Source organism: Aliinostoc sp. HNIBRCY26, from assembly GCF_050235535.1.
Taxonomy (GTDB): Bacteria; Cyanobacteriota; Cyanobacteriia; order Cyanobacteriales; family Nostocaceae; genus Trichormus.
On record NZ_CP189852.1, the window covers coordinates 2,514,066 to 2,527,663 of the forward strand.

Genomic DNA, 13,598 nt, shown 5'->3' on the forward strand with positions numbered 1-13,598 from the left:
CAAACTTTTGTTGATACCAAATGGTCGAGTTGGCAGTGTGCATAATGATCAAGCTAAAAAGCTGAGTTCATATTTGGCACACGTAGCTTAATAAGAATCTCAGGAAAATTCATGATCTAAATTGTCATTAAGTCTAGTCATAAAGCTTAATATCCTTAGATATCAATGAAATTAGACAACGAAAATCATGATTTAAGTGACTTAGGTAATGATCTCAGATCGCAGTCTCTCATCTTTATCTTTCTGTAATCCTTATTAAGCCTCTTTGTTAAAGAATATTAAACAATTTGGATAAGTGGCTAATGCAGGAATCTTTAATCAATAATCACTTAGTTCGCCAGCCTTCATTGAAGCGAATGAAGCAATGGCAAGCAAAGTTTCTCAAATGGAAAACTTGTGTATTTACGCCTATATATGGTAGCTCTTTAATTGTGGTATTGCTGATATTTGGACAGCAAGCCTCTAGTTTGTGGATATCATTTCTGACACACCAAGCACATCAAAAGATTAACCAAGCATTAACTATACAAAGTGAAGAAGAAAATCTTCTCAAAGATTTTCTCAGAGAGGAAGAAGCAATTCTCACTACAGTGAATCACCAAGCAAATGCTGTTTTCGATGATCATCTCAACAGATTGCATAACTATTTGGAAGACCAACCCCAACACCTCCAAAAACTAGATAAAATCAAATTCATCTATGATAGTTTACAAGTTGCTTTGCCAATTAGCTATGCCACAAAAAACACCTATGTAGGTGAATTAAGTGCTGAAATCAACAATTTGATTGAATTACAAGATCAACTGATTTTTGAATATAAAAATTGGTTACAACAACTTGACAACATTAACACTAATATCAACGTTATCAGCACCATATTAATATTATTAGGAGTAAGTTTACATATTTGGTTTCTGCACGAACGAATTCAAATTCCCCTCCGCAAATTAACAACAATGGGGAAAATGTGGCGAGATGAAAATTTAGAGCCACAGTTTTGTAGTGCTACTGCTGAAATCAGTGATCTAGCACAAGTCATTAAAGATATAACCAAAGAAGCTAGCGATCGCCAACAGCAAGCTCAAGTTAAGAACCAACAATTAGAGGAAATGATTTTGGCTCTTTCCCATGACTTGCGTACACCATTAATTGCGACTCGCAGCACTATAGATGGGATGCTCAAAGGAGCATTTGGCCCTATTAATGATAACTGGCAAGAATTATTTGAAGATTATCGCCAAGCTAATGAAGACTTACTGAAACTCATAGAAAGATTATTAGATATATCTCGTTACGAAAATGGCCAGAAAAATCATCTCAACAGTGATCAACTCTGTTGGCAAAAGATTTTTGATAAAGTCATCTCTTTAGTAAAAGTCAATGACCATCAAAAAACACTGAATTATCAATATCACATTTCCCCTGATCTACCCAAAGTTTACGGAGATGAATTAGAGATTCAAAGAGTGGTGCAGAACTTAGTAGATAATGCTGCTAGAGCCAGTGAACCAAATCAGGAGATTTTTTTGGATGTAACAACTTTCGGTGACACCGAAGTAAAAGTTGCAGTACGGGATCAAGGTGTAGGAATTGCACCCAAAGACCAAGAAAAACTCTTTCATCGTTTTATTCAAGGACAAAGCCGACGCGGACGTTCTGGACTTGGCTTATACTTGTGCCGTCAAATCATCGAAGCTCACAGTGGGACTATCTGTGTAGAAAGTTCTTTGGGGAAAGGTAGTACATTTTGGTTTACTCTTCCTGCAACCACCTCCAAAACTGTTGACCAATCAGAAAATAACCTATGGAACAAGAAATGATCACTGACGGAACAGAAAAAAAAACTGTGCGAATTTTGCTGGTGGATGACCATGCTTTGGTACGCCGGGGAATGAAAGCACAATTTTCTCTAGAACCTGGTTTTAGCGTAGTGGGAGAAGCAGGTGATGGTCTCCAAGCAGTAGAACTTGCTGCTAAACTCAAGCCGGATGTAGTGTTAATGGATATTGAGTTACCAGTTATGGATGGCATCACAGCCACCCAGCAAATTAAAAGCGATCGCACCGCTAATTGTGTGCTGGCGTTGAGCGCGTTTGATAATGATACTCAGGTCATGGGGATGCTAGCGGCTGGTGCAGATGGTTACTGTACAAAAACTATTCAATGGGAACAGTTAATTGCTGTGATTAACATCCTCCTCCAAGGAGGCGCATATTTAGACCCACAAATAGCACAGAAATTAGCTCGGATGCTCAAACCTAACATTCCCCCAAAAAATACACCTGTCCCTGAGACTCCCCTGAGACCAATTTTGAGTGAACGAGAGCGTAATGTGTTGAAACTCATCGCAGAGGGCTATTCCAATCAAGAAATCGCTGAACAACTGCATCTTTCACTGGGAACTGTTAAGTCCTATGTGCGGATGGTTCTCAACAAACTCAGTGTTGATGACCGTGTTCAAGCGGCTGCATTGGCTATAAGGGATGGACTTATCTAAGTTAGAAAAAATTTCATTCATACGCCCATAGAGTTCTGTAGGTCTAGTGACTAATGGTAACTGTTCGTGAGTAGGTTGTTCTGACCACAAGATACAAGGACACAAACTCAAGAGAAATTGAGAGTCCTCTAGCATAGGTAAACACAAAACCAAAATGCTGGGAGCAAATAAAGCCATATCTTCATGAGTAGGAATCCCGTAATAGGGACACACCTCTACGCCTTGCTTGAGGCAGTAGCCACTGACGCGCTGTACGGTAGTGACATGACTACCAATTACCATTATTCGATGCCTTTCCATGCAACTACAAAATAATTAGGGAAGCTAGGTTAAGTCAATAGCCTTGCTGTAGGTAAATGTAGTTGGCGATATTAATATTACATAACTACGTAATACAAAGCCAATTATTTTAGGTTGGTACCAATTCTTCCTGAAGATATATGGAAGATGTTTATAAATGTCCTTGTGGTGATGTTAACAAAAATGTCAGCATAGTGGAGAGCTATGCCATTATTCTGAAATGAATAAAAATCAACTACAGAAAGAATTGGTGCAAGTGCCAGCAAAATATTAACGATCACAAATATAAGGTTAATCAGATTTATCCACAACATCTAAGTGGATATCCATGTGGATATTTTTATTGGCTGTTCAGGATAGTGTGGTAGCGAGGATTAAATTAACCACTAGATAGTGTTTTCGATCACTTACATAGAAGATACTGAACTGATATTTATAACAGCTAGAGTCTTAACTTTTATTTTCTCTATTACAGGATTTTGAGCAGGAAAGTCAGGGATTACGGCAGAAATTTAGGTCATATTCTTCTATGCAAAATCAATTATTGCTGGATTTGAATCATAATCAAACAGCATATCCACGTAATAAATCTATACATCAACTATTTGAAGAACAAGTAGAAAAAACACCTGATGCGATCGCCCTCGTATTTCAGGCACAGCAGCTAACTTACCAACAAATCAATCAACGTGCTAACCAACTAGCGCAATATCTCCAAACCTTGGGCGTAGGCACAGAAGTATTAGTGGGAATTTGTCTAGAACGTTCCCTAGACATGATTGTCGGACTGCTAGCTATCCTCAAAGCTGGCGGGGCTTATGTGCCATTAGATACGGCATACCCCCAAGAACGCCTCACTTTTATGCTGGCAGATAGCAAAATTTCAGTATTATTAACTCAACAAGAATTATTAAGTAAATTACCACCCTATACAGCGCGGGTAATTTGTCTAGATACAGATGGGGAAATCATCAATCAACACCCACGAGAAAACCCAACTACTAGCATTACCCCTGAAAATTTAGCCTATGTCATGTACACCTCCGGTTCTACCGGTCAACCCAAAGGTGTGAGTGTAGTTCACCGTGGTGTAGTGCGGTTAGTTAAAGCCACAAATTACGCTAATTTTAACGACACAGAAGTATTTTTACAGCTTGCACCCATCTCCTTTGATGCCTCTACCTTTGAAATTTGGGGTTGCTTACTCAACGGCGGAAAACTTGTCATCTGTCCCAGCAAAACCCCATCTCTTAAGGAATTGGGAGAAGTCATTGAAAAATACCAAATCACTACCCTGTGGCTAACAGCTGGCTTATTTCATTTAATGGTAGATGAAAATATTCAAGCTCTCCAACCATTAAGACAACTGTTAGCTGGTGGTGATGTTTTATCTGTTCCCCATGTGCAGAAATTCCTGCAAACCGTAGAAAATTGTCAACTAATTAATGGTTACGGGCCGACAGAAAACACAACATTCACCTGTTGTCATCACATCACCGCACCCATTAAACCAGACGTATCCATCCCCATTGGTCGTCCCATTGCCAATACTCAGGTATATATATTAGACGACAAATTGCAACCAGTAGAGATGGGAACTAGCGGCGAATTGTACATTGGTGGTGATGGTTTAGCGCGTGGCTATCTCAACCGTCCAGAATTAACAGGTGAGAGATTTATCCAACTGGATCTGGGAAATGAAGAAAAACCCCAGTCCCTCACTCTCTATAAAACTGGAGATTTAGTCCGTTATCTCCCCGATGGCAATATCGAATTCCTGGGACGCATTGACAACCAAGTAAAAATTCGTGGCTTTCGCATTGAGTTAGGAGAAATTGAAAGAGAAATTGCTCAATATCCTGATGTCCGAGAAAATGTCGTGTTAGCCCGTCAAGACGCAGCAGGCGAAAAGAGATTAATCGCTTATATAGTGCCGCATCAAGACAGTACGTATAAACAAGAGCAATTGCGTAGTTTCCTGCAACAGCGATTACCAGAATATATGTTGCCATCAGCATTCGTTGTTCTGGAATCCTTACCTTTAAATGCCAATGGCAAAGTAGATAGACATAAATTACCCGCACCCAGTCAAGAACGTCCCCAACTAGAGCAGGTGTATATAGCACCACAAACAGACCTACAACGCCAGTTAGCCAGTATTTGGTCTAATGTACTCAACATTGAGCCAGTGGGGATTGATGATAACTTCTTCGATTTGGGTGCAACTTCCACCTTAATCATGCAAATTGCCGCGCGATTGCAACAGGAATTAGGAATTGAACTATCCGTGGTGAAGTTATTTCAATATCCCACAATTGCTGGATTAGCAAAATACTTAAATGCCGAACAGCACAGTCAACCATCTTACGACAGGTTGCAAAGTCGCGCCCAACGCCAGCAAGCAGCTACATCTGCACATCGCCGTCATAGTCCAAGGGGTGTTTAAGCCATGAATACACAAGCATTAGAAAATCAAGAATCTTTGGATGGTGTGGCAATTGTCGGCATGGTAGGAAGATTTCCCGGTGCGACAAACGTCGATGAATTTTGGGAAAATCTTTGTGTCGGTAAAGAGTCAACCACATTTTTCTCAGATAACGAACTAGACCCTAGTATTGATCCCCAGTTGATTCAAGATTCTAGTTACGTTAAAGCCAGAGGCATTATTTCTGGGGGAGAAAACTTTGATGCGGCCTTCTTTGGGATCAATCCCAGAGAAGCGGAAGTGATGGACCCTCAAAGCCGGGTATTCTTGGAACTAGCATATGCCGCCTTGGAAAATGCGGGTTACGAATCAGAATCATATAACGGCTTAATAGGTCTGTACGCCGGCTGTGGGCAGAATACCTACTTTGCACATCATATCTGCGGTCGCCGAGAAATTATCGATCGCGTCGGTGATTTCCCGACCATGCTGGCTAACGAAAAGGACTTTCTCACTACCCGCGCCGCTTACAAACTCAACCTCAAAGGACCTGCTGTTAGTATTAATACTGCCTGTTCTACTTCCTTAGTCGCAGTAATTCAAGCTTGCCAAGGCTTAGTTAACTATCAATGCGATATGGCTTTGGCTGGTGGTGTATCGATGACTACACCCCAAAACAGTGGTTACATCGCCCAAGAAGGCACAATGCTATCTCCTGACGGCCATTGTCGTCCGTTTGATGCCAAATCACAAGGCACAATGTTCAATAACGGTGCCGGTTTGGTAGTGCTGAAACGGTTAGAAGATGCACTGCATGATGGCGATCGCATCTACGCTGTCATTAAGGGATTTGGTATCAATAATGATGGGTCAGATAAAGTCAGCTTTACTGCACCTAGTGTAGATGGACAAGCCGAAGCGATCGCAATGGCGCAAGCTTACGCCAACTTTCACCCAGAAACCATATCTTATATAGAAGCTCACGGAACTGCTACAGCTTTGGGTGATCCGATTGAAATTGAAGCATTAACCCAAGCTTTTCGCATCCATACCGATGCTAAACAATTTTGTGCGATCGGTTCTCTCAAAAGCAATGTGGGACATTTAGTGGCGGCGGCTGGAGTGGCAGGATTAATCAAGACTGCCCTTTCCCTGTACTACAAACAAATTCCCCCCAGCTTAAATTTTGAGTCTCCTAACCCCAAAATTGATTTTGCCAACAGTCCTTTTTACGTCAACACCAAACTCACTGCTTGGCCAGAAGGCGAAACCCCCCGCCGTGCTGGGGTCAGTTCCTTCGGTGTGGGTGGGACTAATGCTCACGTAGTTCTAGAAGAAGTACCAGCACTGCTACCTCCTAGCCTTCCCCGTCCTCAACAGCTATTACTAATCTCTGCCAAAACTAGTACAGCCTTAGAGACAACCACCCAAAACTTACAGCAACATCTGCAAAACAACGATGCACTTAACTTAGCAGATGTGGCTCATACCCTACAACGGGGACGCAAAACCTTTAACTATCGCCGCTACCTAGTTTGTCAAAATACCACAGAAGCTATCACTGCGCTGCAATCTTTAGATACTAAACGGGTGTTCACACGCCACACAGAAATTCGTGATCCAGAAACTGCCTTCATGTTTCCTGGGCAGGGATCGCAATATGTCAATATGGGATTTAATCTCTACAGCCGCGAAAGTGTGTTTCGGCAAATAGTGGATGAATGTGCAGAGATACTTAAACCCCTGTTGGGTAAAGATTTGCGGGAAATAGTTTATCCAGTACCAGCCGAGAAAGAAACAGCCGCAACCATTCTGCAACAAACTCGCTTTACCCAGCCTGCATTATTCGTAATCGAATATGCCCTAGCGCAACTATGGCAAAGTTGGGGAATCAAACCACAAGCGATGATTGGTCATAGCATTGGGGAATTTGTTGCTGCCTGTTTAGCGGGTGTATTTAGCTTAGAAGATGCCCTGATGTTGGTGGCTCATCGCGGTCGCTTAATGTGGGAGTTACCAACAGGGGCAATGCTTTCCGTGAGATTACCAGCAGCCGAAGTAGAAAAAAGATTGACTGGGGAATTAGCGATCGCCGCGATTAATAGTCCTGGGTTGTGTGTAGTGTCTGGGAATCATGATGCGATCGCCCAATTGCGAAACGAACTAGAAGCAGCCGAAATAGTGTGTCGCCCCTTACACACATCCCACGCCTTCCATTCTCCCATGATGCAGGCGATCGTTGCCCCCTTTGCCGAGATAGTCGGGCAAGTCAAATTATCACCACCCCAGATTCCTTTCGTCTCCACAGTCACGGGTAGTTGGATTACCTCTGAGCAAGCCACAGACCCCATGTATTGGGCTAAACATCTGCGCCAAACAGTCAGATTTGCAGATGGGGTGAAAACTCTATGGCAGCACCCACAACGAGTTTTGCTAGAAGTTGGGCCACGCACCACCACAACAACACTAGCAAGACAACAAGCTAAAGACGTTAAACAACAAATAGCTATTCCTTCCCTCAGTGACAACGCAGATAACGAAGCCGAATGGACTGTCATACTCCAAGCACTAGGACAACTATGGCTCACAGGAGTCACCATTGACTGGCATAAATTTTACCAAGGAGAAAGACGACGACGGATTCCTCTCCCCACCTACCCCTTTGAGAGCCAACGTTTTTGGATTGATCCTCCGCCCCATCCCCAGCGTATAACCAATTCCCAACCTGCCCATTCTCCATTAGAAACAACCCAAACTATGTCAGCCCAAACAAAGCTTATTTCCCTGCTGCAAGAAATTATCGAAGAAACCTCTGGACTGGAAATTGCTGGTGTTGAACCCTCCACCTCATTCCTCGAAATGGGATTAGATTCCTTGTCTCTCACTCAAGTCGGGTTGGCATTGAAAAAAAGATTCCAAGTGAAAGTCACACTCAGACAATTACTGGAGGTTTACCCCAATTTAGCAACCTTGGCTGACTTCATCAAGCAAAGCTTATCTCCCGCCGCTTTATCTGCATTAGTTCCCCCAGAAACCTCCCCAGTACAGGAAGTTTCTACCAACGGTAACGGCAACGGCTCTCATGCTAAAAATGGTTCTACCCCAATGGCAACAGTACCCCCAGCACCCACCAACGGACACAACGGCAATGGTAACGGTAACGGTAACGGGTCAAAGAATGGCTCAACACCCCATATTTCACTATCACCCGCCGCAACCAACGCCTTAGAAGGTGTGATTAATCAGCAGCTACAAATCATGGCTCAACAATTGGCACTGTTGAGTAATACAAATCAAAGTCAACCCCTCTCCTTGCCAGTTGTCAATCTGCAACAGCCAGAAATCAAGCCACAAAATCACACTAACCCCACCACTCAAAAGCCAGAACCAAAAGCAACAGCAGAAGACACAGTTCCTAAAAAGGCATTTGGCGCAGCAGCACGCATCGAAACCACCCAAACCAAAACCTTAACACCCCAACAACGCACCTATTTAGATAAATTCATTCAAAGATACACTCAAAAAACCTCAAAATCTAAAGAATATACTCAAGCCAATCGCCACCATTTAGCAGACCCCAGAAGTGTTTCCGGCTTTAACCCCTTAATGAAAGAGGTGGTTTATCCCATCGTCACATCTCAGTCATCGGGTTCCAAACTATGGGATCTTAACGATAATGAATACGTTGATTTAAGTAATGGTTTTGGCTTGAATTTGTTTGGTTGGTCGCCTGCGTTCGTCACTGCAGCCATTGAAGCCCAACTCAAACTCGGTATGGAAATCGGCCCCCAAACCCCATTGGTGGGAGAAGTCGCCAAGTTGATGTGCGAGATCACCAACTTTGACCGCGCCGCCTTTTGTAACACTGGTTCAGAAGCAGTGTTGGGTGCAATGCGTCTAGCACGTACCATCACAGGACGCAACTTAATCGCCATCTTCTCTGGTGCTTACCACGGCATCTTAGATGAAGTCATCGTCCGTGGTACGAAAAAACTCCGGTCAGTTCCCGCCGCCCCAGGTATTCCCCAAGAAAAAGTTGAGAATATCTTGGTAATTGACTACGATGACCCTAACGCTTTAGAAATTCTCAAAAGTCGCGCAGATGAATTAGCAGGTGTCATGGTGGAATCTGTGCAAAGCCGTCGCCCAGAATACCAACCCAAAGAATTCCTGCAACAATTGCGCCAATTCACTGAACAAGAAGATATTGCCCTAATTTTTGATGAAATTGTCACCGGCTTCAGAATCCATCCCGGTGGCGCGCAAGCTCATTTTGGTATTAAAGCTGACATTGCAACCTACGGTAAAATCGTCGGTGGTGGTTTACCAATTGGGGTAATTGCAGGTAAATCAAAATACATGGATGCCTTAGACGGTGGTTTTTGGCAGTATGGTGATGATTCTGTACCAGAAGTGGGTGTAACTTACTTTGCCGGAACTTTTGTCCGCCATCCCTTAGCATTAGCGGCGGCGAAAGCTGTACTGCAACACCTCAAACAAAGTGGCCCTAGCTTGCAACAAAATCTCAATGCCAGAACCGATAAATTTGTCGCTGAATTAATGGGCTACTTCCAACAAATGCAAGCCCCATATACCGCCTATAATTTCGGTTCTCTGTTTATGGTCAAGTATGCACCAGAGTTTCCTTATGGTGACTTGTTATTCTACCTAATGCGGGAAAAAGGAGTGCATATTTGGGATCATCGTCCCTGCTTCTTGACCACAGCCCATTCTGAAGCAGACTTGGCTAAAGCCATGACAGCCTTTAAAGAAAGTATTGCCGAAATGCAAGCTGCTGGTTTCTTTGCTGCACCAGTCACAGCAGTAGTCCAGGCTAACAACAACCCACGGAATCAACCACCCCAACCAGGCGCGAAGTTAGGTAGAGATCCCCAAGGAAATCCTGCTTGGTATATCCCCGACCCTGAAAGACCTGGCAAATACTTACAATTAGCTAGTGTTTCCTAGATACTTTTTCCCCCTGTGTAAGTTTGAGCCTCGTTTCTGCCTCAAAAGTGTTTAACTAACGTCAGTCAAAACCATCTGAAACCAAAACCTAACAATATGTTATTAAGCAATCAACAACTAACACCCGAACAATTACAGTTAACACTTCCTGATCAGATAATTGAGGCAGATACTTTGAGCTTCGCAGATAAGTTCAATGGTTCTCCTTTCATGTTCTCTCACAATTTAGGTAATCATTCCTTATCTGAGATAACCCACTTAGTTGAACTTGCAAAGACTCTGATGAGTCAAGGTGGGAGAATCCACTGTCAAAGCAGTGAAGCACGTTTCAACCAAAAAGCTTTCTCAGGGGGAAATGTTACTCAAGATACAATTTTAAATTGTCTCACTCATATTGAAGAATCAGCATCTTGGTTGTTGCTGTATAGTGTTCAATCTGTGCCTGAATATAGAGTCTTACTAGAGACAGTAGTTGCTGAATTAGAAGAAATAATTGGTCTACCTTTGCGACAAGATATTTCATGGCAAGATGTCTATATTTTTGTTGCTTCTCCTCATGCAGTGACTCCCTATCATTTTGATCATGAATCAACTTTTCTTTTTCAAATTTATGGTCAAAGGGAAGCTCATCTATTTCCTTTCGACCCCTCAACTGTAAGTACTGAAGAACTGGAGAAATACTATTTCGGTGATCCAAATGCAGGAAAACACACAAATGAGAAGCAACACAAAGCCCATATTTATACTTTGTCGCCAGGTAAAGGGGTTCATATTCCAGTGAGAAGCCCGCATTATTTTAAAAATGGCAACAGCTATTCAGTTGTTTTGGGTGTTCACTTCGATTTGCACTCTTATGATTGGCAAGTTCCAATTCATCAAGTCAACTTCATTTTGCGTAAACTAGGCTTACAACCCAAACAGCCAGGACAATCTGCACTATCAGATCAACTTAAAACATGGCTGATGAGACTGATATCAAAACGTTGCCCTAAAAATAAGTATGAGTTTTATTATTCAGGTGTGGACAGAATAAAAAATCCCATAAAATCAGTCGTAAATATTTTCAAGCGACTCAAGTAGAAATAAAATATCCCAATCCATTTGCAATGAGCGTTCATTCATTTATACAAAGGCTTTATCTCATCATATAAAGAAGTAAATTACATTACTAAAATGATAAACGCTATACCAGAATCATGTTTTTGCTAGCAATTTTCAACAGCAATTCTTTTTCTTGATAAGTTAACAAATCAACCTCAATCCAATCTATTGGTATGACAGTAGCAAAAGTCGAATTTAATAAAAAATCTCTAAATTTTAAGAGTTTGATCAAACAAATTCCCATTATTTCAGATTTATTCCGCTATTACTGGAGTTTTTACCGTACTAAGACTGCGTGTCGGGGTATCTATCCTTCCTTTGCCGACGCTTTAAAGGCAACTCCAAAAGGTGCTAAATCTGGATATAACCAACCAGAAATTAGTAAAAATATTACAAAAGCAGCGAAAATGACTACTGCTTGGGAGCCAGGTCAGTTTAATCCTCAAGATTATCCGATTCTTGTTTGGTTGGCATCCGCATTTACTCAAAGTTCTACTGTTTTTGACCTTGGTGGGAATGTAGGACACAGCTATTACACATACAAAAAGTTTGTGCAATATCCTACGGGTTTAAATTGGTTAGTGTGTGAAATTCCAGAGGTTGTGAAAGTAGGAAGAGAATTGGCAAGTCAAGGTCATAATCCAGGCTTATCTTTTACTACAGAATTTGCTCAGTCCGAGAATACAGAAATATTAATCACCTGCGGTACTCTGCAATATATAGAACCATCATTGGCGGACATGATTGGGAAATTACAGACTAAACCCAGACACATTTTGATTAATCAAGTGCCATTCTATGACGGAGAAACCTTTATCACATTGCAAAATATTGGTTACGCTTTTTGTCCTTATAAAATCCAAAATAGATCTGAATTTGTCGAATCACTTTCAGCACTTGGTTATGAATTAATCGATAATTGGAAATTAGACCGTTCCTGTTCTATTCCCTTTCATCCTGAGCGATTTGTGCGTAATTATGAAGGTTTCTATTTAAAACTAAAGAGATAGTCAGCAAGATGTCTTTCATCATCACTATTTGAATTGGGATACATACTGTACATAAATTGAGAGATAGCATAAATGACTACTGATGTAAAACACATTAAACCTCTAACTTCTATGCGAGGTATTGCCGCATTGTCAGTTGCTATACTCCATTTTTCCTATTACGGTATACCCAAGACTGGTGATATATTATCAGCCCACACTGCATTTTTCTATAATAGTTATTTGTGGGTTGATTTTTTCTTTATCTTGAGTGGGTTTATTATGACTCACGTTTATTTTAGTAATTTTGCGTCTGGAGTGAATTTACATAAATATGGCTCATATTTAATATCAAGATTTGCCAGAATTTATCCTCTGCACATATTTATGATTGTGCTATTTATTGGGCTAGAAGTAGTCAAATACTTATTACAAAATACTTCATCTTTTACTGGTAAATTTAACTTAACTGCTCTATTTGCCAACATCTTTATGTTGCAGGCATTTGATTTTAGTTGTCCACCTTGGTTTAAGTGTGACACTTATTGGAATGAACCAGCTTGGTCAATTAGTGTAGAGTTTCTAATTTATTCTATATTTCCGTGTCTTTTGTTTTTACTACTAAAAAATAGACATAAGTTTGATTTAAAAATCTATATTACTGCTCTGATTACTATGCTGCCAGTAATTATCATTGCAGCTGGCAATCTGGATAATATTATTGGTATTCCTTCTATTGCTAGATGTGGTTTAGAGTGTATCATAGGTATTATCACTTATAAATTTCATCTTCAAGGTACTTATAAAAAGTATTTTGAAATGAACTTAATAGGTGTAATCTCCATAATTTGGATACTATTAATTATGCACAATAATTGGGGTGATTCGAGAGTTGTTCGTAGTGTCCATGATTGGCTTGTTTTACCTGGTTTTTCCTTATTGATTTTGTATCTGTCTAATAATAGAAATGGTTTGATATCAAAAATATTAAGTCTGCCATTAATGGTATATCTAGGAGCAATATCTTATTCAATTTATATGACCCATTGGTTTATTCAAGAATTGTTTCGTACTTTTTGGAACCATAAATTTCATGTGTATCTTGGTACAAATCTTAATGAATATGAATCTTGGATGTGTTTGTGTTTATTTATTTTAGTTGTTTTAGCAACTGCATCAATAACATATAGCTTTGTAGAGATTCCTATGCGTAAATATTTAAAAGAAAAGTTATTAAACAAACAATATCTTCATCATCATTTACTGGATAAATAAATATAATCTATCTATTCAAGTTAAAATTTAACAACCCTAATAC

Annotated in this window: 6 protein-coding genes and 1 pseudogene; all 7 read left to right on the forward strand. The window is 40.8% G+C overall.

Translation table 11 applies throughout. The annotated features are described in order from the left end of the window. Nucleotides 1-302: 302 nt before the first annotated feature. The 7 genes and pseudogenes from ACQFX9_RS10740 (at nt 303) to ACQFX9_RS10770 (ending at nt 13,555) form a co-directional block, all read left to right on the forward strand. Nucleotides 303-1,820 carry a sensor histidine kinase gene (locus ACQFX9_RS10740; RefSeq protein WP_427161988.1) on the forward strand — a complete coding sequence of 506 codons (1,518 nt, stop codon included), beginning with the start codon at nt 303-305 and terminating at the stop codon, nt 1,818-1,820. Beyond that, a complete protein-coding gene (locus ACQFX9_RS10745; protein ID WP_427161989.1) occupies nt 1,805-2,497 on the forward strand; it encodes a response regulator in 693 nt (230 codons plus the stop codon). Before ACQFX9_RS10740 ends, ACQFX9_RS10745 begins: the two co-directional genes overlap by 16 nt. A gap of 832 nt (nt 2,498-3,329) precedes the next feature. Beyond that, nucleotides 3,330-5,243, forward strand: a pseudogene (locus ACQFX9_RS10750) (non-ribosomal peptide synthetase); the annotation flags it as partial. A 3-nt stretch (nt 5,244-5,246) separates the two neighbouring features. Next, on the forward strand, nt 5,247-10,190 hold the full coding sequence (locus ACQFX9_RS10755) for an aminotransferase class III-fold pyridoxal phosphate-dependent enzyme (RefSeq protein ID WP_427161990.1): 4,944 nt from the start codon (nt 5,247-5,249) through the stop codon (nt 10,188-10,190). Between the two features lie 96 nt (nt 10,191-10,286). Beyond that, nucleotides 10,287-11,270 (forward strand): hypothetical protein, encoded by a 984-nt coding sequence (locus tag ACQFX9_RS10760; RefSeq protein ID WP_427161991.1) that lies wholly within the window; start codon nt 10,287-10,289, stop codon nt 11,268-11,270. 194 nt (nt 11,271-11,464) lie between these two features. Then, nucleotides 11,465-12,301, forward strand: a complete 837-nt coding sequence (locus ACQFX9_RS10765) for a TIGR04325 family methyltransferase (RefSeq protein ID WP_427161992.1) — start codon at nt 11,465-11,467, stop codon at nt 12,299-12,301. A gap of 72 nt (nt 12,302-12,373) precedes the next feature. Then, nucleotides 12,374-13,555, forward strand: a complete 1,182-nt coding sequence (locus tag ACQFX9_RS10770) for an acyltransferase family protein (RefSeq protein ID WP_427161993.1) — start codon at nt 12,374-12,376, stop codon at nt 13,553-13,555. Nucleotides 13,556-13,598: the final 43 nt, after the last annotated feature.

Excerpts from the sequence above, each read along its gene's own strand:
- ACQFX9_RS10760 (WP_427161991.1), top strand. The coding sequence starts at position 10,287 with ATGTTATTAAGCAATCAACAACTAACACCCGAACAATTACAGTTAACA.
- ACQFX9_RS10740 (WP_427161988.1), top strand. The coding sequence starts at position 303 with ATGCAGGAATCTTTAATCAATAATCACTTAGTTCGCCAGCCTTCATTG.
- ACQFX9_RS10755 (WP_427161990.1), top strand. The coding sequence starts at position 5,247 with ATGAATACACAAGCATTAGAAAATCAAGAATCTTTGGATGGTGTGGCA.
- ACQFX9_RS10765 (WP_427161992.1), top strand. The coding sequence starts at position 11,465 with ATGACAGTAGCAAAAGTCGAATTTAATAAAAAATCTCTAAATTTTAAG.
- ACQFX9_RS10745 (WP_427161989.1), top strand. The coding sequence starts at position 1,805 with ATGGAACAAGAAATGATCACTGACGGAACAGAAAAAAAAACTGTGCGA.
- ACQFX9_RS10770 (WP_427161993.1), top strand. The coding sequence starts at position 12,374 with ATGACTACTGATGTAAAACACATTAAACCTCTAACTTCTATGCGAGGT.